This is a genomic window from Stenotrophomonas sp. RS-48 (assembly GCF_030053245.1).
Classification (GTDB): domain Bacteria; phylum Pseudomonadota; class Gammaproteobacteria; order Xanthomonadales; family Xanthomonadaceae; genus Stenotrophomonas; species Stenotrophomonas maltophilia_P.
Window position 1 is genome coordinate 38739 of sequence record NZ_JASGBV010000048.1, and the last position, 21469, is coordinate 60207.

General features: G+C 68.8%; 19 protein-coding genes. 2 read left to right on the forward strand and 17 right to left on the reverse strand.

The window, feature by feature from the left end; translation table 11 throughout:
- Positions 1 to 65: 65 nt before the first annotated feature.
- Genes glgX through glgA form a run of 7 tightly spaced genes read right to left on the reverse strand, consistent with a single transcriptional unit; the run spans position 66 to position 12192 of the window.
- Positions 66 to 2183, reverse strand: a complete 2118-nt coding sequence (gene glgX / locus QMZ25_RS10080; RefSeq protein ID WP_065183001.1) for a glycogen debranching protein GlgX — start codon at positions 2181 to 2183, stop codon at positions 66 to 68.
- The gene (locus QMZ25_RS10085; RefSeq protein WP_080375226.1) at positions 2170 to 2340 is read right to left on the reverse strand and encodes a DUF2934 domain-containing protein; all 171 of its coding nucleotides are present in this window, start codon (positions 2338 to 2340) and stop codon (positions 2170 to 2172) included. The genes glgX and QMZ25_RS10085 overlap by 14 nt, the downstream gene beginning before the upstream one ends.
- The gene (gene treY, locus QMZ25_RS10090) at positions 2309 to 4882 is read right to left on the reverse strand and encodes a malto-oligosyltrehalose synthase (protein WP_283219560.1); all 2574 of its coding nucleotides are present in this window, start codon (positions 4880 to 4882) and stop codon (positions 2309 to 2311) included. Before treY ends, QMZ25_RS10085 begins: the two co-directional genes overlap by 32 nt.
- Complete coding sequence (locus QMZ25_RS10095; RefSeq protein ID WP_283219561.1) at positions 4879 to 6723, reverse strand: 4-alpha-glucanotransferase; 1845 nt, start codon at positions 6721 to 6723, stop codon at positions 4879 to 4881. The genes treY and QMZ25_RS10095 overlap by 4 nt, the downstream gene beginning before the upstream one ends.
- A complete protein-coding gene (gene treZ / locus QMZ25_RS10100; RefSeq protein ID WP_065176125.1) occupies positions 6720 to 8438 on the reverse strand; it encodes a malto-oligosyltrehalose trehalohydrolase in 1719 nt (572 codons plus the stop codon). Before treZ ends, QMZ25_RS10095 begins: the two co-directional genes overlap by 4 nt.
- On the reverse strand, positions 8435 to 10669 hold the full coding sequence (locus QMZ25_RS10105) for a 1,4-alpha-glucan branching enzyme (RefSeq protein ID WP_279941570.1): 2235 nt from the start codon (positions 10667 to 10669) through the stop codon (positions 8435 to 8437). The genes treZ and QMZ25_RS10105 overlap by 4 nt, the downstream gene beginning before the upstream one ends.
- A complete protein-coding gene (gene glgA / locus QMZ25_RS10110; RefSeq protein ID WP_164152872.1) occupies positions 10666 to 12192 on the reverse strand; it encodes a glycogen synthase GlgA in 1527 nt (508 codons plus the stop codon). The genes QMZ25_RS10105 and glgA overlap by 4 nt, the downstream gene beginning before the upstream one ends.
- Positions 12193 to 12624: 432 nt before the next feature.
- Here glgA and QMZ25_RS10115 point away from each other — a divergent pair, with 432 nt between their 5' ends.
- Together QMZ25_RS10115 and QMZ25_RS10120 are read left to right on the forward strand one after the other, a co-directional pair.
- A complete protein-coding gene (locus tag QMZ25_RS10115; RefSeq protein WP_065176127.1) occupies positions 12625 to 13053 on the forward strand; it encodes a PAS domain-containing protein in 429 nt (142 codons plus the stop codon).
- Positions 13050 to 14582, forward strand: a complete 1533-nt coding sequence (locus tag QMZ25_RS10120) for a sulfite reductase flavoprotein subunit alpha (RefSeq protein ID WP_283219562.1) — start codon at positions 13050 to 13052, stop codon at positions 14580 to 14582. Before QMZ25_RS10115 ends, QMZ25_RS10120 begins: the two co-directional genes overlap by 4 nt.
- Before the next feature lie 45 nt (positions 14583 to 14627).
- Here the strand turns inward: QMZ25_RS10120 and QMZ25_RS10125 are convergent, their stop codons facing one another.
- The 10 genes from QMZ25_RS10125 to moaCB are packed head-to-tail and all read right to left on the reverse strand — an operon-like array spanning position 14628 to position 21465.
- A complete protein-coding gene (locus tag QMZ25_RS10125) occupies positions 14628 to 15296 on the reverse strand; it encodes an ATP-binding cassette domain-containing protein (RefSeq protein WP_283219563.1) in 669 nt (222 codons plus the stop codon).
- Positions 15286 to 15969, reverse strand: coding sequence for a molybdate ABC transporter permease subunit (gene modB, locus QMZ25_RS10130; protein WP_065176130.1), 684 nt, complete (start codon positions 15967 to 15969; stop codon positions 15286 to 15288). Before modB ends, QMZ25_RS10125 begins: the two co-directional genes overlap by 11 nt.
- A gap of 3 nt (positions 15970 to 15972) precedes the next feature.
- Complete coding sequence (modA, locus tag QMZ25_RS10135; protein WP_065183006.1) at positions 15973 to 16716, reverse strand: molybdate ABC transporter substrate-binding protein; 744 nt, start codon at positions 16714 to 16716, stop codon at positions 15973 to 15975.
- Positions 16717 to 16735: 19 nt separating this feature from the next.
- The gene (locus tag QMZ25_RS10140) at positions 16736 to 17512 is read right to left on the reverse strand and encodes a helix-turn-helix domain-containing protein (RefSeq protein ID WP_053519761.1); all 777 of its coding nucleotides are present in this window, start codon (positions 17510 to 17512) and stop codon (positions 16736 to 16738) included.
- Between the two features lie 55 nt (positions 17513 to 17567).
- Complete coding sequence (locus QMZ25_RS10145) at positions 17568 to 17933, reverse strand: hypothetical protein (protein ID WP_053519762.1); 366 nt, start codon at positions 17931 to 17933, stop codon at positions 17568 to 17570.
- Positions 17930 to 18481, reverse strand: coding sequence for a molybdenum cofactor guanylyltransferase (locus QMZ25_RS10150; protein ID WP_229765869.1), 552 nt, complete (start codon positions 18479 to 18481; stop codon positions 17930 to 17932). The genes QMZ25_RS10145 and QMZ25_RS10150 overlap by 4 nt, the downstream gene beginning before the upstream one ends.
- Positions 18459 to 18953 (reverse strand): molybdenum cofactor biosynthesis protein MoaE, encoded by a 495-nt coding sequence (locus QMZ25_RS10155; RefSeq protein ID WP_065183010.1) that lies wholly within the window; start codon positions 18951 to 18953, stop codon positions 18459 to 18461. Before QMZ25_RS10155 ends, QMZ25_RS10150 begins: the two co-directional genes overlap by 23 nt.
- Before the next feature lie 3 nt (positions 18954 to 18956).
- The gene (locus QMZ25_RS10160) at positions 18957 to 19217 is read right to left on the reverse strand and encodes a MoaD/ThiS family protein (protein ID WP_164152877.1); all 261 of its coding nucleotides are present in this window, start codon (positions 19215 to 19217) and stop codon (positions 18957 to 18959) included.
- Positions 19214 to 20470: a gephyrin-like molybdotransferase Glp gene (gene glp, locus QMZ25_RS10165; RefSeq protein ID WP_128988281.1), complete on the reverse strand. Its 1257-nt coding sequence runs from the start codon at positions 20468 to 20470 to the stop codon at positions 19214 to 19216. The genes QMZ25_RS10160 and glp overlap by 4 nt, the downstream gene beginning before the upstream one ends.
- Complete coding sequence (moaCB, locus tag QMZ25_RS10170) at positions 20467 to 21465, reverse strand: bifunctional molybdenum cofactor biosynthesis protein MoaC/MoaB (RefSeq protein ID WP_283219564.1); 999 nt, start codon at positions 21463 to 21465, stop codon at positions 20467 to 20469. Before moaCB ends, glp begins: the two co-directional genes overlap by 4 nt.
- Between the last annotated feature and the right edge of the window lie 4 nt (positions 21466 to 21469).

A 21469-nucleotide genomic window follows, 5' to 3' on the forward strand; every position in this document is an offset into this window, starting at 1 on the left:
TCACGGCAGGCCGGGCGGAACCCGGCGCTGCCGATCGGTCTTCGCGCCGAGCGGGCGCGCTGCAATCAGGCGCTGCTGGCCGCGAGCAGGCACAGGCTGCGCGGCGGCAGGGTCCAGTCGCCGGTGCCGTCCTGCTCCAGCGGCGCCTCGTCGGTCTGCAGCAGTACGCGCCGGAACGACAGCGCCTGATCCGATACGCGGAACCGCTGCGGCTGGTCTCCGGCATTCAACAGCAGGGCGAGGCTGACATGCCGCCCGGGCTCACGCAGGCCGCTGTCGGGGCTTCGACCGTCCAGCACAATCAGCAGCGCGCGCAGTTCGGGGTCGTGCCAGTCCGCCTCCTCCATGCTGCGGCCGTCCGGATGCCGCCAGTCGATATCGCGCAGGCCCAGCGCTTCATCGTATTCACCGCGCAGGAACCGGTTCCTGCGCAGCAGGCCGTAGCGCCGGCGCAGCGATAGTGCACGCCGCACGAATGCCACCTGCGCCTGCGCCGCCGGCTGCGAGGCACGCTCCCAGTCGATCCAGCTCAGCGGGTTGTCCTGGCAGTACGCGTTGTTGTTGCCCCGCTGCGAATGGCCGAACTCGTCGCCGGCCAGCAGCATGGGCGTGCCCTGCGACAGCAGCAGCGTGGCCAGCAGGTTGCGCATCTGCCGTGCACGCAACGAGAGGATCGCCGGATCATCGGTGTCGCCCTCCACACCGTGGTTGCTGGAAAGATTGTGCGAATGGCCATCGCGGTTGTCCTCGCCGTTGGCCTCGTTGTGGCGGTCGTTGTAGCTCACCAGATCGTGCAGGGTGAACCCGTCGTGTGCCGTTACCAGGTTGATGCTGGCCGACGGCCGCCTGCCGTGGTGTTCGAACAGGTCGGCCGAGCCGGTGAAACGGGTGGCGAACTCCGGCAGCTGCCCGCCATCGCCACGCCACAGCGCGCGCACTGTATCGCGGAAGCGGTCGTTCCATTCCGCCCAACCCGGCGGGAACTGGCCCAGCTGGTAGCCGCCCGGGCCGATGTCCCAGGGCTCGGCGATCAGCTTCACCTGGCTCAGGACCGGGTCCTGGCGTACCGCATCGAGGAAGCTGCCCGAGGCGTCGAAGCCATGGCGCTCACGGCCAAGAATGGTCGCCAGGTCGAAGCGGAAACCGTCCACCCGCATCTCGGTCACCCAGTAGCGCAGCGAGTCCATCACCATGCGCAGCGCGCCGGCATTGGTCAGGTCGAACGTGTTGCCGGTGCCGGTATCGTTGATGTAATAGCGGCGATCATCGGCCAGGCGGTAGTAGCTGGCATTGTCGATGCCCTTGAACGACAGCGTCGGGCCCAGCTCGTTGCCCTCGGCGGTGTGGTTGTAGACCACGTCCAGGATCACTTCGATGCCGGCATTGTGCAGCCGCGCGACCATCTGCTTGAACTCGGCCACGGTGCCCGTCGACAGGTAACGCGGCTGTGGGGCGAAGAAGCCGATGGTGTTGTACCCCCAGTAGTTGCGCAGCCCACGCTCGAGCAGCTGCTGGTCGTCCACGTAGGCGTGCACGGGCAGCAGCTCGATGGCGGTCACACCCAGATGGCTCAGGTGATCCACCACCGCATCATGCCGCAGTGCAGAGAAGGTGCCCCGCTCGGCCTGCGGGACATCAGGATGCTGCATGGTCAACCCGCGCACGTGCGCTTCGTAGATCACGGTCCTGTCCCAGGCCGTTTCGGGTGCGCGCTCGACACCCCAGCTGAAGGCCGGATCGATCACGGCGCAGCGTGGCATGTAGCTGGCGCTGTCGCGGCGGTCGAAACTGAGATCGCCATCGCGATGGCCCAGGGTGTAGCCGAACAGGTGGGGCGCCCACTTCAGCTCGCCGACGATCTGCTTGGCGTAAGGGTCCAGCAGCAGCTTGTTGGGATTGAAGCGATGCCCTTCCTCCGGCGCATACGGACCGTGCACCCGGTAACCGTAGCGCTGCCCGGGCCTTACATCGGGCAGATAGCCGTGCCAGATCTCATTGGTGTACTCGGGCAGCGCGATGCGCTCCACCTCGCGGTTGCGCGCGTCGAACAGGCAGAGTTCGACCCGGGTGGCATGCCGCGAGTACAGCGCGAAGTTCACGCCCAGCCCGTCCCAGGTTGCACCCAGCGGGAAGGGCCGGCCTTCGCGCACGCGCGAGGTCTGTGCCCACTTACGGCTCGCCATCGCTGCCCTCCTCGCCGCGCGCCGCGGCAATCTCGGCCTCCACCAGCCGCTCGGCCATGTGCCAGTGCCGCTGCTGCTGGTCGTCCGGGCGCCCTTCCGCTTCCCATATCTGGTGGGCCAAAGCCTCAATCCGCTGCCGTCGTTCCCTGCTGTCCATCCCTACCCGTCTCCTCGTTGATCCATACCGCCAGCGGGCTGCCAGCCAGAAGCCGTGCTGCATCCGCGGTTTCATTGAAATGTTCGATGCGTCCGTCCAGGAGGTTGCGCATGCGTCCTGCCGGAAGCCCGCGCAGCGTTGGGCCGGTGGCGACGCCACGCGCAACGTTCAGGCCGGGCCCGGGCACGGCGACGGGCGAGCCGCGCTGCACGATCACCAGCAGTACCTGCATCTGGTGCCTGCGCACGAACGCCAGCCAGGGCGAGCGCGCAGGCGCGGACAGCGGCTGCAGCTCGCCGTACAGGAAAAGGTGCGGGTGCCTGCGGCGGCAATCCAGCAGCTGCCGCAGCAGGAATGCCTTGATGCCGCCGTCCCGCCAGTCCTGCAGCAGCGCGGGCCAGGAGCGCGTGTCCCGCAGCCATGCCTGCCGCGCCGGATAGTCCACGGCCCGGCGGTTGTCCGGGTCCACCAGGCTCAGGTCCCAGCCTTCGCCGCCTTGATAGAGGTCAGGCACACCGGGCAGGCAGTGCTGCAGGCACAGCTGTGCCAATCCATTGCAGGCGCCCGCCGGCGCGATGCGGGCCACGAAGGTCGCCAGCGCCTCGCGCACCGGCAGCAAGGGTGCTCCCTCCAGCAGCGCGTGCAGCCACTGCGCAGCGGCGTCCTCCACTGCCACATCGGGATCGGACCAGTTGCTGATCCGTTTGCCCTCGCGCAGGGCCTTGGTCAGCCAGTCCGCCATCCTCGATGCGAAGTCGGCACCGGGGGCGCCCTGCATCGGCCACGCCGCCACCAGCGCCTGCCACAGCGCATACGCCTCGGCGCCCGGCAACGGCAGCGGCATGCCGGCCTTGGCGGCCATCCGGCTCCAGCGCCGTACAGCATCCCGCCACTCCGCCGCGCACGTGCTGAGCACCGCCAGCCGCGCCCGGCTGTCGCTGCCCCGCTTGTGATCGTGGGTCGCCAGCGCAAGCAGTGCCTCGGGATGGCGTCGCAGGCGCCGCGCTGCATGCTGCAGCAGCTCGCGTCCCTGCATGCCCAGCCGCTGCGGATCACTGCCGACTTCGTTGCGTGAGAGCAGTCTGAAGTAACGATAGAAGCCGGTATCCTCCACCGACTTGGCGTTCAACGGCGCGGCCAGCTGCCCGAAGCGCACGCGCAGCTCGCTTTCAGCCGGTGCCTGGCCGGGAAGTGCCTGCAGCAGCAGGTCCAGTGCCGCCCGTCCGGCACCGTCCAGCGCGGCTCGCGCGGCGGCAGCAGCGGCGACCAATGCCTTCCGCTCACCGGCGTCACGCAGCGAATACGGGCGATAGGTGCGGTAGTGCCGCAGCAGCGCGGCCAGCGCGCGCGCCAGGGCGGCCGTACCGATGTCGGCCTCGGCCAGCCGGGGCTGCAGAACCTGCTGCGCACTGCGCAGCAGGCGCTGGAAGTCGGTGTGAAGCGACTGGCGCAGCAGCATCCCGCGCGCGTCCTGCTGTATCTGTTCAAAGTCGTGCGTGTCGCCGCTCGCCGCCTGCCAGGCGCGCGCGAGCGCGGGCGCCGCTGCCGGATCGTGCAGCCACGCGCCGACCTGGTCCATGAAGTCATAGCCGGTGGTCCCGTCGCAGGCCCATCCCTCTGGCAGCTGCTCGCCCTCGGCCAGTATCTTCTCGACGTGCAGGGTCACCGCCTCCGGATCACGGCTCCCGGCTGCGCAGGCAGCGTTGATCGCTTCGCGCAGGCGCTGCAGATAGGTGCCGGGCGACGACAGGCCATCCACATGGTCGATGCGCAGGCCATCCACCCAGCCCTCACGCACCAGCCGCAACGGCAGCGCATGCACCGCTTCGAACACGTCCTCGCGCTCCACCCGCAGCGCGGCCAGTTCGTTGATATCGAAGAAGCGCCGGTAGTTCACCTGATCGCCTGCCGTGCGCCACCACGCCAGCCGGTAGTGCTGCCGCTGCAGCAGTGCCTGCAACCGTTCGACGCTGCGGTTGCAGCGTTCGGCCCACGCCGGCCACTGCGCGGCGTCCAGGGGATGACTGCGCGGCGACAACGGCAGGACCAGCCCATGATGGCGCAACCCTGGCCGCTCATCGTCCACCCCGACCCGCAGTACGCCGTCGCGCACGGCGTCGTGCACTGGCCGGTCCAGCACCGGCAACCATAGCCGGCCTTCGCAGCCCGGCGCCTCCCAGTCGATATCGAACCAACCCGCGTGGCGGCTTCGACGCCCGTGCATCAGCACATCGCTCCACCAGTGGCTGTGCGGGGATGCCGCCAGATGGTTGGGCACGATGTCCAGGATCAGACCCAGGCCGTGTGAGCGCGCCGCGGTGGCCAGCTGGCGGAAGGCCGCTTCGCCGCCCAGCTGCGGATTGATGCTGGCCGGGTCGATGCCATCGTAGCCATGTGTGGACCCCGGCACCGCAGTCGCGATCGGCGACAGGTAAAGGTGACTGACGCCCAGTGCGGCGTAATACGACACCTGTGCTGCGGCCGCCTCAAGGTCGAAGCCTGCATGCACCTGCAGGCGCGCGGTGGCACGCAACCTCGTCATCGCCCTGCCCTGCGGCGCGTGTTGCTCAGGCGCGCCAGGCGCGCATCGGCGGCGGCACCGTCCCACGCCAGCGGCAACCGCCGTCGCCAGTTCGGATGGCCGCTGACGGTGCCTGGCAGGTTCACCTGCGCACGGCTGCCCAGCACATCTTCCAATGGCAGCAGCGCCAGCCGCGACGCTGCATGGGCAACCAGTGACAGCGCTCCGTCCTCCACGGCCGCGCCGTCACCACCGCAGACCGCGGCCAGCGCCTGCACGTCTCGCGCACGCACGCGCAGTGCTGCCGGCAGGTCCTCCAGCTCACCCAGGCGGGCACGCCAGCGCAGGTCGCGCCCGCGCAGCCAGCCGGCCAGTGGTGGCAGGTCGTGGGTGGACGGCATGGCCGCCGCATCGCGGCGCCACCGCGGCGCCGGCAGGAAGCGCTCGCCGTTGCGGGCGAACGGCAGCACTTCGATGCCCAGGATGCCCCGGGCTGCCAGCCGCTGGCGGATGCCCGGCGGCACCACCCCCAGGTCTTCACCGATCAGCACGCAGCGATGCCGCCACGATTCCAGCACCAGCAGATTGATCAGGTCATCGAATGGATAGCGCAGGTACACGCCCTGCCCGGCGCCAGCGCCGTGAGGCAACACCCACAGCCGCTGCAGGCCGAGGATGTGGTCGATGCGCAGGCCGCCGCGGCCGGCCATCACGGCGCGCAGTACGCGGATGAACGGTGCAAAGCCCTCGCGGTGCAACGCCAACGGTGACCAGCTGGTGATGCCCCAGGCCTGGCCGAGCGGATTGAACGCATCCGGCGGCGCACCCAGTTCAAGCCCCTGCAGCAGATCGGCGCCACCGGTGCGTGCCTCGACGCCCTGCGGTGCACAGCCCACGGCCAGATCGGCAATCAATCCGATCGACGCGCCATCACTGCGCAGCGCCGCGTGCACCTGCACCCAGCCCTGCTGCGCCAGCCACTGCGCAAATGCATGGTCGTCGGCGCTCCCGGTGATCCCGTCGGCGGCGTGCTGGCAATAGTGCAGCAGCGGTTCGCCCTGCGCATCGCACCAGGTCTCGATCTGCTCGCACTGTGCCGGTGCCTGCTGCCGCAGCCAGTGGCGCACCTGTCGCAGCCAGCGCCACTTCAATGCCGCCGAGTGCGGCCAGTCGATGCGGCGTGCAGCGGTGGCGGCATCAATTGCCATCGCCAGTGCCTCGTCCTGGCGCAGCACGCTGTCGGCAGCCTCCGGCAGCACCTGCGGAAGAGCTACCTGCAGCGGATCGAGCCAGCGCCGGTCACTGGGCGAATAGGGGCTGTAGCCCGGGCCGGGTGGCAAGCCGGCGTGCAGCGGACTCAATGCCAGTGCATCGCCTCCATGCCGATGCAGCAGCTCACGCCACCGTGTGCAGCCGGCGCTGTCACCGATGCCTGCATCGCCACGGGCGCGCAGACTGTAGACCTGCGCCGACAGACCCCAACCGCGCAGCATGCGCGGTGGCCACCAGGCTCGCGGCGGCGCCACCGCGACCGCCTGTTGCCGCCCGCCCTGGCGCCACTGCCAATAGCCCGGTTGATCCGGAACTCGCCAGCGCCCCTGCGCATCAGGCCGTGCTGGCAGCTCGCGCCCCTGTTCATCCACCCAGCACGCCGCCCCCGTCGCCTCCGGCATCACCAGTACCTGGCCATAGCAGGCGGTGAGCAAGCGGGCGCGCACCGGCGCACCATCGCAGTGCAGCCCTTCCAGCACCGCGCGAAGCACGTCCGGCGCGACTTCGCGCTCGACGCCGGCCACGTCGGTCCAGCGCTCCAGGAGACCTGCCCGGCGTGCGGCGTCCCGAACCGATGTATCCGTCCTCATGCCGCCACCCAGCACGCAACAACACTGCCGCCTGCCGGCAGCACACCGGCAACGTCGGGACCCACAACGCGCTCGCCGGCCGGCACCGCATGCGCCACGGGCCGTGGGCCCACATTGATCGCGATCCACCATTGGCCCGATGGCAGCTGCCAACCCGCCTGCACCGCCCCCTCGCCAAGCACCCGCGCACCCAGCGACCGGGCCTGCAGCAGGCCGGGCTGCAGATAGCGTCTGCGCAGGGCCAAAAACCCGCCTGTGCAACGCAGCCATTGCTGCGACCAGGGATCATCGCCGGGCGGCGGCGTGTACGAGACCTGCAGGGTGGCCGGATCGTTCGGGTCCGGAATACGCGCACGCGAGGCGGCATCGGCGAAGGCACTGAAGCCGGAAAACTCGCGGCGACGCCCCTCGCGCACCGCCTCGTCCAGCGGCGGCGCATAGTCGGTGAAGAACAGGAACGGCGACCGCGCCTGCCACGGTTCACCCATGAACAGCAGTGGGATCATCGGCGTCAGCAGGGTCAGCGCCAGCGCCGCGCGCAGCCGCGCCGGATCCACCAGCATCGACAGGCGCTCGCCGAAGGCACGGTTGCCGACCTGGTCGTGGTTCTGCGCGAATACAACGAAGCGCGCGGGCGACAGGTCGCTGCTGGGTTCGCCGCGGGGATGGCCGCCCAGATCAGGTTCACCCTGCCAGGCGAATCCTTCTGCCAGGCAGCGGGCCAGCAGCGCGTCGGCGCGACCGGCGTAGGCCGCGTAATAGCCTTCCTGCTCGCCGGTCAGCATCACGTGCAGCGCGTTGTGGAAGTCGTCGTTCCATTGCCCCTGATAGGCACCGCGCAGCCACCGCGCCTGGTTGCGTTCGTTCTCCAGCACCAGGTGCGCGTGCGGCACCTCCGCGCGCACCTCATCGGCCAGCTGCTGCAGGAAGCGGTCATCGTCGATGGCGTGTACCGCGTCCAGGCGCAGCCCATCGAAGCCATAGTCGCGCAACCACATCAGCGCATTGTCGATGAAGAAGCGCCGCACCCAGGGCTGGCGGAAGTCGATCGCCTCACCCCAGGGGGTGCTGCGATCGTCACGGAAGAACGCCCGCGCGTAGTCACGCAGAGGGTTGCCCTGCGGTCCGAAGTGGTTGTAGACCACATCCAGCAGCACCGACAGTCCGGCATCATGCGCCGCGTCGATGAAAGCCTTCAGCGCTGCCGGCCCGCCGTAGACATGGGCCGGTGCGTAGGGGAACACACCGTCGTAGCCCCAGTTGCGCCGGCCGGGAAACTGCGCAACCGGCATCAGCTCGATGGCGGTGATGCCCGTTGCGGCCAGCATCGGCAGCTGCGCGGTCAGTGCAGCGAGGCCGCCGCCTGCCTCGATGTGCACTTCACAGATGACCAGGTCCTGCCAGGCAGGCCCCTGCCACGTGGCCTGCGCCCTGCCGGTGTCCAGCACCACGGCGCTGTCGCCATCGATGCCGTCCGGCTGCCAGCGCGAGGCCGGATCTGGCACGTCCTGGCCTGAAGGGAGGCGGAACCGGTACCGGTCGCCATGCGATGCCTGTGTCCGCAGCCAGTGGCAACCGTCCGGCTCGCGTTGCATCGGCCGCAGCGCACCCTGCAGGCACAGCGTCATCGTGTCTGCGTCCGGCGCCCACACACGGAACTCCACCCCCTCACCGGCCGCACGCCAAGCGCCCAGACGCGGGGACGCTGTGGTCATGCATCAACCTGCAGGTACAGCGTGGACAGCGGCGGCAGGGTCAGCCGCAGCGACTGGGCGTGGCCATGCATCGGCCTTGGCTCGGTCTGCACCGCTCCGAGGTTGCCCGCATTGCCGCCGTTGTAATGCGCGCTGTCGGTGTTGAGGCGTTCCGTCCAGCGCCCCGGTTGCGGCACACCGACCCGGTAACCCTCGCGCAGCACCGGGGTGAAGTTGCTCACCACCAGCAGGGTGCGGCCGCTGCCGGCAGGATCCCGGCGGATGAAGGCATACACGCTGTTGCGGCTGTCATCGGCCACGCTCCAGTCGAAACCGCGTTCATCGCGCTCGTCACGATGCAGCGCGGGTTCGGAGCGGAGGACGGCATTGAGGTCGCCCACCAGACGCGACAGGCCCCGGCCCTCACTGCTGGTCGCCTGTTCCCAGTCCAGTGCTGCATCGTGCGACCACTCATGTCCCTGGCCGAACTCGCCGCCCATGAACAGCAGTTTGCTGCCCGGGTGCGCCCACATGAAGCCGTAATACGCACGAAGCTGGGCCAGCCGCTGCGCCGGTTCGCCTGCCATCTTGGCCAGCAGCGCGCCCTTGCCATGCACCACCTCGTCATGCGACAGCGGAAGCACGAAGCGTTCTGAGAAGGCGTAGACCAGGCCGAAGCTGATCTCGCTGTGGTGATGCTGGCGATGGACAGGATCGCGCCCCAGGTACTGCAGGGTGTCGTGCATCCAGCCCATGTTCCATTTGTGGGTGAAGCCAAGCCCGCCCTCCTCCACCGGCGCGGTCACCCCCGGCCACGCGGTGGATTCCTCGGCAATCACCAACACGTCCGGGAAGCGCTCACGCAGGGTCTGGTTCATCCGCCTCAGGAAGGCGACCGCCTGCAGGTTCTCTCGCCCGCCCTGCTCGTTGGGTATCCACTCACCGTCAGCACGGCTGTAATCCCGGTACAGCATGGACGCCACTGCGTCCACGCGCAGTCCGTCAATGTGGAACCGCTCCACCCACTCCAAGGCACTACCGATCAGGTAAGCGGCCACTTCGTTGCGGCCATAGTTGTAGATCAGCGTGTCCCAGTCGGCGTGCACCCCTTCGCGCGGGTCGGCATGCTCGTACAACGCGGTTCCGTCGAAACCGGCCAGGCCATGCGCGTCGTTGGGGAAGTGTGCGCTCACCCAGTCCACGATCACCCCCACTCCGGCCTGGTGACAGCGATCCACGAAGCGCGCGAAGGCGTGCGGGGTCCCATGGCGCGCCGTCGGTGCGTAGATCCCCAGCGGCTGATAGCCCCAGGAACCGCCGAAGGGATGCTCGCTGACCGGCAGCAGTTCGATGTGGGTGAAGCCGAGTCCGGCCACGTACGGAATCAGCCGGTCGGCCAGCGCATCCCAGTCCAGCGGTGCGCCATCATCGCCGCGCTGCCAGGAGCCCGCATGTACCTCGTAGATGGACAGCGGCGCGCCGGCGCCCGCCTGGCGCCGGGCCGCCCTCCAACCCTCGTCATGCCACTGCATCGGCGCCGCCGAAGGCACGCGTGAGGCGGTGGCCGGTGGCAGTTCGGCCCAGCGCGCCATCGGGTCGAACTTGTCGGGCATCACCTGGCCATCAGCCCCGACAATGCGGAACTTGTAGCGGGCACCGGCCTGCACGCCGGGCAGGAACAGTTCCCACACGCCAGCCGCATGGCGCAGCCGCATCGGATGGCGTCGGCCATCCCATCCGTTGAAATCGCCGACCACGGCGACCCGCCGCGCATTGGGCGCCCACACCGCGAAGCGCACGCCGGCGATCCCCTGCACCTGCATCGGGACCGCGCCCAGCTGGCGCGCCGCATCGGCATCACCGGCATGGAAGCGTTGCAGCAGCGCCTCGTCCAGCAGCGGGCCGAAGGCATAGGCATCGTGCACCTGCTCCACACCCTGCTCGAAATGCAGGGCAAGCAGCGGCACCGCCGCTTCACCGGCGGCGCCCTCGAACAGGCCGGGCAAGGGGCCCGGGTGCAGATCCCAGCGTCGCCCGTCTTCTCCGATCACCTCGACGCGCTGCGCGTGCGGCACCAGCACGCGCAACCGCCGTTCACCCTCGCGCTGGCGGTGCGGGCCCAGCCAGGCAAATGCATCTGCCGGGCGGGCATGGACGAGGTCCTCCAGCGCCGGCGCGATGCGGTGATCCAGTGCTGTGTCAGCGGTAGTGTCGTCCTCGAGGGCGGCCAGATGCGCGCTGTCGTGGCTCATGCGGCCACCTGGCAGGTCTGCTGGTACAGCGCCAGATAGGCTCGCCCGGCCGCATCCCAGCCGCCCGGCCGCAGCATGGCGGCGCGGCGCATGGCCTGCAGCAGGCCTGGCAGACGGAAGGTGCGCATCGCCCGCTCCACGCAGCGGCGCAGGCCATCGGCATTGGCACCGTGGAACAGGAAACCGGTCACGCCATCTTCGACGGTGTCCACCAGCCCGCCCGTCGCATGCGCGACCGGCAGGCAGCCGAAGCGCTGCGCGTACATCTGGCTGAGCCCGCAGGGTTCAAAACGCGAAGGCATCAGCAGGAAGTCGGCGCCGGCGAACATCTGGCGCGCCAGCGCTTCCTCGAACCCGATGAATGCGCCCACCCGGCCCGGGTAGCGCCGGGCCAGCGCCTGCACCTGTGCTTCCACCTGCGGCTCGCCGCCGCCGATGACGACCAGCTGCCCCCCGGCTGCGACGATCTGTGGCGCCACGTCACAGGTGATGTCCAGCCCCTTCTGGTGCACCAGGCGGGAAACCACCGCGAACAGCGGGCCGGTCGAGGGCGCCAGGCCGAACGCCCTGCGCACCGCATGTGCGTTGGTCGCGCGTCCGGTCCATTCGCCGATGCCGAAGTGCGCCTTGAGGTGGATGTCGCGTCGCGGATCCCAGCTGGCGTCGATGCCGTTGACGATGCCGCTCAGGTGACCGCCGGCGGCACGCCGGGCCAGCAGGTCATGCAGTCCGCATCCATCATCCGGGGCGGTGATCTGCTGTGCATAGCGCAGGCTGACTGTGTTCAGCCGCGTGGCATTGGTGATGCCGCCCTGCAGGAATGACATCTGTCCGTGGAAGTGCAGTTCATCCAGGTGCGCGGCCGGTACGCCCAGCACCGGCGCAAGCGCATACGGGAACAGGCCCTGGTAAGCCAGGTTGTGGATCGTCAGCAGCGTCGGCACGGCCGTCCGGTCCCAGCGCACGTAAGCGGCGGCCATGGCCACCGGCCAGTCATTCAGGTGCAGCAGCTGCGGTGACCAGTCCAGCCCGGCACGCCCGGCCGCAATCTCCGCAGCCGCGTGTGACAGCGTGGCGAAGCGAACCGCGTTGTCCTTCCACTCCTGTCCCTGCCCATCCACGTAGGGCGAGCCTTCCCGCTCATACAGCTCAGGCGAGAGCAGCACGTAGATCGGCAGGCCGTCGGCCTGCACCGCCATGCCGATGGTGCACGCAGGCAGGCCGGCTCTTTGGCTGACCTGCCCCACCGCCCGCAGCTGCGGCAGGCGCTGCAGCACCTCCGGGTAGCCGGGAAGCAGCACGCGCGAATCACACGCGCCGCGCACCGCGCGTGGCAGGGCCGCGGCCACATCGCCCAGGCCTCCCGCCTTGACGAAGTCGGCCATTTCGGTCGCGACAAACAGCACGCGCTGTACCAGTTCCGGCAACTTCAACGGCTGTGAGTGGCCCCGGCGGGTCCCGATGGGTACAGGTGCACCGGGAGGCGTCGCAACGGGTGAAGCGGACTGGACGACGCGGGCCATGGCGATGATCTCGGTAGTGTTCAGGCAGACGGACGCCAACGGCGCCCGGGCGGGCGCTGAAGCGGAGAGGGAAGTCGACGCAGAACGTGGGGGACGTCAGCGAGAGGCTCAGAAAGGACAATAGCCCCGCATGCGATCAATCGGCCGTGAAGCCCTGGCGATTTCTTTGTGACAACGCGTCATGAGCTGAGTACGCATGCCGCGTTCATCACGCCCATCGATGCCTCCCGGACGGGACATCCACCTGGATGCCGTGCGCGCGCTGCCCGTGGCCTGGGTGGTGGCGGTCGGCTGGGTGCCATATGCGACATCCCGTCGCAGGCGATCCCTGCCTCCCCCTTGACCAATGTCAAACCGGCCGCCGGCACGCGGGGGTATCTCTATGCAGGACCCGAACATGCCGGCGTTTCCGGCAGCCACAAGGACCCTGCAATGCACGACACCCCCGACAACAGCCAGCTCCTGAACGCCCTGCAGAAGGTCATGGTGATCTCCACCACTGACCTGCAGGGCAACATCACCTACGCCAATGATCTGTTCTGCACGCTCACCGGCTTCGCACGTGAAGAACTGATCGGCCAGCCGCACAGCATCGTGCGCCATCCGGATGTGCCCAAGGCCGTCTACAAGGACATGTGGGACACGATCAAGGCCGGCGGCATCTGGACCGGCATCGTGCCGAACCTGGGCAAGGGTGGCGTGCTCTATGTGGTCGACACCACCGTCCAGCCGCTGTTCGACGCCGAAGGCAACATCACCGCGTACATCAGCATCCGCCGCGTGGTGAACGACCTGATGCAGGACTTCGAGCAGGTCGAGTTCAGCAAGGAGAAATTCGACGACTTCTACGAGGCCGCGTGAACACCATCGCTGCCACACCGGTTCGCCGCCTGCTGGTGGGTTTCGCCTCCGAATCGGGCAATGCCCGCGCCCTGGCCCAGCGCCTGGGCGCGGACCCTGGCCTGCAAGCGCTCGCGCCGCAGGTGCTGCCGTTCAACGACATTGACGTTGCCAGCCTGGGCCAGGGCGATGTGCTGCTGGCGATCTCCAGTTCGTTCGGCGACGGCGAGCCGCCCGCCAACGGCGAACGCTTCTTCCAGAGCGTGTGCCAGACCGGGTCGCTGCCCGGCCTGCGCTACGCGGTGTTCGGCCTGGGCGACACCGGCTACCCTCGATTCTGCGGCTTCACCCGAGCGCTGGACGCGGCGCTGAGCGAACGCCAAGCCCAGCCGCTGCTGCGGCGGGTCGACGCCGACCTCGGCTATGAACGGTTTTTCCAGCAGTGGCAGCCGGTGCTCCGCCAAGTGCTCGAGGGCGATGCCGCCGCCGGCCAGGACCTGCATCTGCAGGTTACCGCCTACGGTGACGACAATGCCTTCGCCGCGCCCATCGTCGAGCGCCACCGCGTCAACAGCAGTGATCCGGCCGCGTGGCACCTGCAGCTGGATATTGCCGGCAGTGGCATGGCCTACCGCGCCGGCGACACGGTGCACGTGCTGCCGGACCACGACCCTGCACTGCTGCAGGCCCTTGCCACCTGGTACGGCGACAATGCGGCCATCGCCATGCTGCAGGACCGCGAACTGCGGCTGCTGGGCAGGGGCGTGCTGCGCGAGCTGGCCAGGCTGGGCGGCAGCGAGCGGTTGAAGTCGCTGCTGAAGGTCAGCCAGAAGCGCGAGCTGGATGCCTACCTGCACGGTCTGGACGTGCTGGATATCCTGCAGGACCACGCCAGCCCGGACCGCGTGCCGCTGGCCAGGCTGCGCGACATCCTGTCAGCGCGCCTGCCACGGGCCTACTCTATCGCCTCGCATCCCGGCAACGGCCAGCTGAGCCTGTGCATACGCGAAGTGCGCTACACCCTGCGCGGCCGCGAGCGTTCCGGTACCGCCACCGGCAGCCTGCTGCGGGGGGGCAGCCACGCCCGCGTGTACTGCCGCTCCAATCCCGGCTTCCATCTGGCCGACACCGGCAGCGCGCCCCTGCTGCTGATCGGCACCGGCACCGGCATCGCGCCGCTGATCGGCCTGGTGCAGCAGGTGCAGGCCAATGGCTGCGGACGCGAACTGCATCTTGTGTTCGGCGAGAAGCATTGCGAACACGATTACCTGTATCGCGAGCAGCTGCAGGACTGGCATGCGCGCGGCGTGCTCGCCGGCCTGCATCCTGCCTTCTCGCGTGACGGAGCCGAAAAGATGTATGTGCAGCATGTGCTGCGGCAGCGCGCCCGCGAAGTAAGGCAGGTGTTGTCCCGCGGCGGGCACCTGTACCTGTGCGGCAACAAGCGCCACCTGGAAGACGCGGTGCGCGAGGCCATCGATGCCATTGGCGGCCAGGGGCATTGGGACCTGCTGCGCGGGGAGGGCCGCATTCACTGCGAGCTGTACTGACCCTGGATCGATTCGGCCGGCCGTGGCCCGGCACGAGCGCATGCATCAATCGCCGACGACCCGGCCGTCCGCCATGTGCGCGACCTGCTGGCCGAAGACGACGGCATCCTGAGGATCGTGGCTGATCAGCAGCAGCGGAATGCCGGTACTGTCCAGCACCACCGCCAGCTCCTCGCGCAGGTGCTGGCGCAGGTCGTGGTCCAGTGCGGCGAACGGCTCGTCCAGCAGCAATGCCTGCGGTTGGGTCACCATGACCCGCGCCAGGGCCGTACGCTGACGCTGGCCGCCGGAGATCTGCGACGGCAGAAGATCCCCCACGTGGTCGATACGGAACGCCTGCAGCCACTGCTCGACGACGTCGAAGCGCTGGCCACGGCGTGGATTGAACCAGCTCCGCTGCAGCCCGAACGCCACGTTCTGGCGCACGCTCAGGTGGGGAAACAGCGCGTAGTCCTGGAACACGTACCCCAGGCGACGCCGCTGCGGTGGCAGGTCGACCCGCGCGTGGGAATCGAACAGCACCTGCCCCTGCAGCGTTACATGGCCCTGTCCGGGACGCAGCAGTCCGGCCACGGCCTTGAGCGTCAGGCTTTTGCCTGCCCCGGACGGGCCGAACACCACCACCTGGCGCTGCGTGCACTGCAGCGTGACGTCCAGTTCGAAGACCTGGCCCGCTGCCTGCATCCGGCGCTGCACCTTCAGGTCAAGCCACATCGCGCAGCTCCCTGCGATGCCCGCCCACCAGGCGTGCCGCCAGCAGCAGGATGACGATGCACACTACCGACGTCAGGATCACCAGCGCATTGGCCCTGCCGTCCTGCCCTGCCTGCACCGCCTCGTAGATGGCGATCGACAGCGTCTGCGTACGACCCGGGATGCTGCCGGCCACCATCAGCGTCGCGCCGAACTCACCCATCGCCCGGGCAAACGCCAGCAGGAGGCCGGCGAGAATGCCGCGCCAGGCCAGCGGCAGCGTGATGCGGAAGAACACCGCCGCCTCCGACACGCCGAGCGTGCGCGCGGCCTGCTCCAGCTGCCCGTCCACATCCTCGAACGCCGCGCGTGCCGGCTTGAACACCAGCGGCAGCGAAGCCACTGCCGCGGCGACCACCGCCGCCTGCCAGGTAAAGATCAGGTTGATGCCGAACCACGACTGCAACCACGCGCCGATGGGGCCGTTGCGCCCTATCAGCACCAGCAGGTAATAACCGAGCACCGTCGGCGGCAGCACCATCGGCAGGGTCAGCAGCGAATCCAGCAGTTCGCGGCCGGGGAAGCGCCGACGCGCCAGCAACGCCCCCAATCCAACGCCCAGCACCAGATTGATCGCCGTGGCCCAGCCGGCGACCTTCAGCGACAACCCCAGCGCGCTCCAGTCCAGGTCCATCCGTCAGGGCTTGCCGAACCCGTGCCTGGCCAGGATCGCCTGACCTTGTGCCGACCGCACGAAGGTGGCGAAGCGCCTGGCTTCGGCTGGCTGCGTGCTGGCCCGGGTCACCGCCAGCGGATAGGCGATGCGTCCGGAAACCGGCACTGCGAAGGCACGACGCACGCGGCCGGCCATGGCCTGTGCGTCGGTGGCGTAGACGAAACCGGCGTCCACTTCGCCCCGAGCCACGTAATCCAACGACTGGCGCACGTTCTGCGTGGTGACGATCCTGCCCTGCACCGACGGCCACAGGCCCGCCGCTTCCAGCGCACCCTTGGCATAGCGGCCGACCGGCACGCTGTCCGGGTTGCCCAGCGCGAGGCGCCGCACGTCGGCACCCGCGAGATCCTTCAGGCTACGCGGCCCGCCCCTGGTCTGCGGCGGCACCACCACCCACAGCGCGTTCACCGCGAACACCTCGCGGGTACCGGCAGCCAGCAGGCCCTGCCGCTGTGCCTGATCCATGGTGACTTCGTCCGCCGAAGCAAACACATCGACCGGTGCGCCCCGGCTGATCTGCTGCAGCAGCACGCCGGAGGCGGCGAAGTTGAAATCGACCCGGGCGCCGGGATGGGCCTTCTCATAGGCGGCACCGAGTTCACGGAAGCTCTCGGTCAGGCTCGACGCCGCCGATACCGTCAGCTCGGCCGCGTACGCCGGCAGCGACGCCAGCACCCCCAGCACTACCAGTCCCGCTCGCGTCATCGTCGGCTCCCGGCCAGATTCAGTTCGGATCGGATTCATCGGCCGATGCCAGCAATGCCAGGCGCTCGGGCTGCAACAACAGGATTTCCCGCTGCCTGACCGCGATGATCCCATCATCGCTCAGCCGGCGCAGCACGCGGCTGGCGGTTTCCGGTGCCATCCGCAGGTAATTGGCGATCTCGGTGCGTGCCATCGTCAGGTTGAACCGGGTGGCGGAGAACCCGCGGCGTGCGTAGCGCTCGGACATGTCCAGCAGGAACGCGGCCATCCGCTCTTCGGTGCGATGGTTGGCCGCCAGCAGGGCGACCTTGCCGATCTCCGCACTGAGCAGGCTGAACAGCCGCGCCTGCAGGCCCGGCATGCGGGTGGCCAGCAGGCTCAGCCTGGGGAATGAGATCCGGCACAGGTACACGGTATCCAGCGCCACGGCATTGCAGGGAAAGCGTGCCTCGTGGATCGCGTTCAGGCCGATCACCTCACCGGGCAGACTGAAACCGAGCACCTGCTCGTTGCCCTGGCTGTCATCGACAAACGTCTTGACCATGCCGGCACGCACCGCCGCGATCGAATCGAACGGCTCGCCGGCGCGGAAGATGTAGTCGCCCGCGTGGAACGGGCCGACATGGTCGACCAGCACATGCAGTTCGCCCAGCGCGGCCTTGTCATACCCCTGCGACATGCAGGCATCGGAGAATGCACAGGTACTGCAGAAGTGCAGCGCGTCGCCGTCATCGGCAGCGGCGGGGTTCGGCGTCGCCGCGCCCTGGCGAACCTGGGGGTACGGAGTGGAGAACATCACGGAATGCCTGGATTAAGGCCTTCATCATACGGCAGGCGTGCCGCGGCCGGTCTCACGGCGGCGGACGCTGCCCCCGCCGCTGATGGCCGCGCTGGCGCATGCTGTCGCGCACATCCACGTCGAACTGAAGCTGCAACGAACTGTCATCATCCAGCGCGATGGAAAATTCCAGACCATCACGCGACGGCAGTCGTGCTGCCAGCCCCTGCACTGCATCGCGCGGCAGCACCAGCCGGCAGACCGTGCCACCGTCCAGCAGCACCGCCTGGTCGCCCCCATGCAGCGACAACGCGGTTCCCCACCCGCCCGTGCCACCAAACCGGGTCAGGTTCTCCAGCGAGTCACCGGCCAGCAGTGCTGCCAGTTCCTCTTCATCGACACGCAGGCGCATGGATTGCCGCTGCAGCTGGACTTTCATGTTGCGATGGACTCCCAGTCGGCCCCGGTATTGCAGTTGAACAGCAAGGCACGCTCATTCTCAGGCAGCGGCAACGCCGTCGCCGCCAGCCGCTCCTGCAGGGCACGCAGCGAACGCCGCGCCTGTGGATCTTCGATCAAGGTCCGCAGGGCCCGCCGGCAATGATCATTGATCTGCAGACACATCGGCAATGGCTCGCCGGAGAACACGCTGCAGGCGGAAGGCACCCCGTGCAGCCGATGCAGCAGGGCGCCGGTCAAGCTGGGCATGTCCACCGGCACCACCCACGCAACGGTATCGGGCATGGCCAGGGACACGCTGTAAAGCCCGCCCAGCGGGCCGCAGCGCGCGACCTGGTCGGGAATGCCATCGAAGGCCGGATAGTCACCGCTCACCCACACCCGCTGCGCACCGGCCGCGATCAACACGTCACGCATGTGCTCAAGCAGGGTGCGCCCGCGCCAGGGCAGCAGCGCCTTGTCGCGGCCCATGCGGCTGGACAGGCCTCCAGCCAGCACGATGCCGTCAATGGCCGTGCTCGTGGTCATGGCCATGTGCGGGCGTGCTGTCCGCATGGCACAGGCTGCAGCCCTCGCTCCAGGCGCTGTCGCCATCCTCGTAGTGTTCCTGCTTCCAGATCGGGCACTGGTGCTTCACTGCCTCGATCAGCTGCCGGCACGCGCGGAATGCTTCGTCCCGGTGCGGGCTGCCGGCGGCCACCACCACGGCCACATCGCCGATGCCCAGCCGCCCCCTGGCATGCGCCACATACAGCTTCAGGCGCGGCCCGAACGCCGCCTCCACCTCGGCCGCCAGGCGCTGGATTTCGTTCAGCACCAGCGGCTCGAACAGATCGTAGGTGATGCCCGTGACCACCCGACCGACGTTCACGTCACGTACCTTGCCGATGAACACGTCGATACCGCCGAAACCCGGGTCGGACACCGCGGCGATCCCTTCTGCCGGGTCGATCGCCCCGTGCGCCCGGTCCACCACCTTCGCAATCGGCTTCGCGTCCATCGCTCAGCCCCCGCTCACCGGCGGCAGGATGGCCACGCGGCCATCCTCCGGCAGCACATCGTGATCGCGCAGCACGCGCTGCTGGTCGGCGAAGGCCGAATAGTCCAGCAGGCCAGCACGGAAACCGGGCCAACGCACCGGCAGCAGCTCGCGCAGCGCCTGGCGCAGGTCGGCCACGGTCGCACCCGACACCTCCAGCGTGATCTCCCGACGCTCATCCAGATCGGAGAACGCACCGAACAACTGCAACGTCACCTGTTTCATTCCCACTCCCTGCCCGTCAGCTGCACCGGGTCGGCGTGGCCCCAGCCCTGTACGCGCACCGCGCTGCCGGCCGGAACCAGATCGCCCTCGTCCTCCAGTACCACCCAGGCGTTGGCCTGCACCATGGACATCAGACGGAACGATTCCTGTCCGGACAGCACCCGCGCACTCAGCTGGCCCTGCTCGTCCAGCTCCACCCGCGCACGGGCGTGGACGCGCAGGCCGGGCGGCTTGCGCACCATCGCCTGCAGGGGAAGCCGCAGCACCGGTTCCTGCGCCAACCCCAGCAGCCGGCGCAGTACAGGCTCGACAAAGAACCGCTGCCCCACTGCCGCCGACACCGGGTTGCCCGGCAGGCCGAAATACAGCGCACCGTCGGGCAGTACCGCAAACAGCAGCGGCTTTCCCGGACGGATCGCCACTTTGTGGAACACGATTCGCGCCCCGCGCGCGCGCAGTGCGTCGGGCACGAAGTCGTAACGGCCCGCAGAGACCGCACCGGTACTGACCAGTACCCGCGCACCGGCCGCCAGTGCCTGGTCCAGCGCTGCATCGAACGCGGCCACATCATCACCGACGGTGCCCTGCCACACCACCTCAGCTCCGGCCGCGTGCAGCCGCCCGACCAGGTAGGGGCGGTTGCTGTCACGGATCTGCCCGGACTCCAGCGCCTGCGTCGCCTCGCTCACCAGCTCCTTGCCGGTGGCAATCACCGCCACCGCCGGTCGCGACATCACCACCACCTCGCCAACGCCAAGGGCGTGCAGCAGGGTCCGTGCGTTGATATCCACCCTCTGTCCCGCCCGCAGCACGCATTCGCCTTCGGCTACGTCCTCGCCCCGCAGGCGTACGTTCTGGCCCGGCCTGACCACGCTCTTCAGCGCGATCCGGGTCGGACGGCCCGCTTCGCTGGCGAGGATCTGCACGTTCTCGATCGGTACCACCGTGTCCAGGCCGCCCGGCATGCGCGCGCCGGTCATGATCTCCCAGGCGCCCTCGCCGCCTTCGGCATCGCCATCACCCGCCGCCTGCCAGCCCTGCACCGTGAATTCGGTACCCGACTCGAACGCCACCCCGTTGGCGCGCAGCGCAAAACCGTCCATTGCCGAATTGTCGAACGGCGGCAATGCCTGTGCGCTGTGGATGTCACTGGCCAGGGTGCGGCCTGCGGCCTCCTGCAGGGGCAGACGCTCGGCGGGAAGCGGCGTGGCCGCCTCCAGCAGGTGCTGCAGTGCTTCACTGTAGAGAATCACGCGTGGTCACCACCGTCGACCATCGCCAGGGCGTGGCCCAGCACCGGCGCCAGGATGTCCAGGCACTGCGCTGCCGCCTTCGGGCTGCCGGGCAGCGCGAACACCAGCATGCTGCCCAGTTGCACCACCTCGGCGCGGCTCAGCCAGGCCATCGGCGTGTGCTGCGCGCTCAGCGCCCGGACCATCTGCGCCAGGCCATGCACCGGCCGCGCGTTCAACGAACGCAGCGCCTCCGGGGTGAGGTCGCGCGGGCCCAGACCGGTACCGCCAGTGCACAGGCACAGGCGCACGCCGTCGGCGGCCAATGCCTGAAGGCGATCCGCCAACGGCTCGATGCCATCGGGCAGCACGTCGGCAGCCACCACCTCGCCGCCCAGCCTGTTCAGGCCGGCCACCAGGGTCGGGCCAGAAACATCCTCATAAGTACCTACGCTGGCACGGTCGCTCAGGGTGATCACCGCGCAGGCCGCGCCTTCCAGGCCCTTCGGCGCACGCGGTCTGAAGCGCGCGCGCTCGGCATCATCCATGCCATCAGGATGCAGCCACAGGCCGCGCTTGCCGCCCTCCTTGAACAGCAGGCGGATACCTTCGATGCGCAGCGCCGGTTCCACCGGCTTGCTCAGGTCGTACAGGGTCAGCAACGCCGCGTTGACGCCGGCCAGCGCCTCCATCTCCACACCGGTACGCGCCTCGCTGGCACACTCGCACCAGACCCGGATGGCGTGCCGTTCCGGCACCGGCGCGCAGAACACCTGCACCAGCTCCAGCGGCAGCGGATGGCACAGTGGCATCAGCATCGACGCCATCTTCGCCCCCTGCAGGCCGGCGATCTCGGCCATGACCAGCGCATCGCCCTTCGGCAGGCGACGCTCGACGATCAACGGGTACGCCAGCGGACCGGCATGCAGCTCGCCCACCGCCACCGCTCGCCGGCGACTGATGCGCTTGTTGCGGACATCGGCCATATGGAATGCCGCGTTCAGTTCCCCACTCATCGTG

What these genes read in the sequence shown, in the direction of transcription:
- glgX (WP_065183001.1), bottom strand. Translation starts at nt 2,183, where the DNA reads ATGGCGAGCCGTAAGTGGGCACAGACCTCGCGCGTGCGCGAAGGCCGG.
- glgA (WP_164152872.1), bottom strand. Translation starts at nt 12,192, where the DNA reads ATGGCCCGCGTCGTCCAGTCCGCTTCACCCGTTGCGACGCCTCCCGGT.
- treZ (WP_065176125.1), bottom strand. Translation starts at nt 8,438, where the DNA reads ATGACCACAGCGTCCCCGCGTCTGGGCGCTTGGCGTGCGGCCGGTGAG.
- QMZ25_RS10150 (WP_229765869.1), bottom strand. Translation starts at nt 18,481, where the DNA reads ATGACCACGAGCACGGCCATTGACGGCATCGTGCTGGCTGGAGGCCTG.
- modA (WP_065183006.1), bottom strand. Translation starts at nt 16,716, where the DNA reads ATGACGCGAGCGGGACTGGTAGTGCTGGGGGTGCTGGCGTCGCTGCCG.
- QMZ25_RS10115 (WP_065176127.1), top strand. Translation starts at nt 12,625, where the DNA reads ATGCACGACACCCCCGACAACAGCCAGCTCCTGAACGCCCTGCAGAAG.
- QMZ25_RS10145 (WP_053519762.1), bottom strand. Translation starts at nt 17,933, where the DNA reads ATGAAAGTCCAGCTGCAGCGGCAATCCATGCGCCTGCGTGTCGATGAA.
- QMZ25_RS10125 (WP_283219563.1), bottom strand. Translation starts at nt 15,296, where the DNA reads ATGTGGCTTGACCTGAAGGTGCAGCGCCGGATGCAGGCAGCGGGCCAG.
- QMZ25_RS10105 (WP_279941570.1), bottom strand. Translation starts at nt 10,669, where the DNA reads ATGAGCCACGACAGCGCGCATCTGGCCGCCCTCGAGGACGACACTACC.
- QMZ25_RS10155 (WP_065183010.1), bottom strand. Translation starts at nt 18,953, where the DNA reads ATGGACGCGAAGCCGATTGCGAAGGTGGTGGACCGGGCGCACGGGGCG.
- QMZ25_RS10160 (WP_164152877.1), bottom strand. Translation starts at nt 19,217, where the DNA reads ATGAAACAGGTGACGTTGCAGTTGTTCGGTGCGTTCTCCGATCTGGAT.
- moaCB (WP_283219564.1), bottom strand. Translation starts at nt 21,465, where the DNA reads ATGAGTGGGGAACTGAACGCGGCATTCCATATGGCCGATGTCCGCAAC.
- QMZ25_RS10095 (WP_283219561.1), bottom strand. Translation starts at nt 6,723, where the DNA reads ATGAGGACGGATACATCGGTTCGGGACGCCGCACGCCGGGCAGGTCTC.
- QMZ25_RS10085 (WP_080375226.1), bottom strand. Translation starts at nt 2,340, where the DNA reads ATGGACAGCAGGGAACGACGGCAGCGGATTGAGGCTTTGGCCCACCAG.
- modB (WP_065176130.1), bottom strand. Translation starts at nt 15,969, where the DNA reads ATGGACCTGGACTGGAGCGCGCTGGGGTTGTCGCTGAAGGTCGCCGGC.
- QMZ25_RS10140 (WP_053519761.1), bottom strand. Translation starts at nt 17,512, where the DNA reads ATGTTCTCCACTCCGTACCCCCAGGTTCGCCAGGGCGCGGCGACGCCG.
- treY (WP_283219560.1), bottom strand. Translation starts at nt 4,882, where the DNA reads ATGACGAGGTTGCGTGCCACCGCGCGCCTGCAGGTGCATGCAGGCTTC.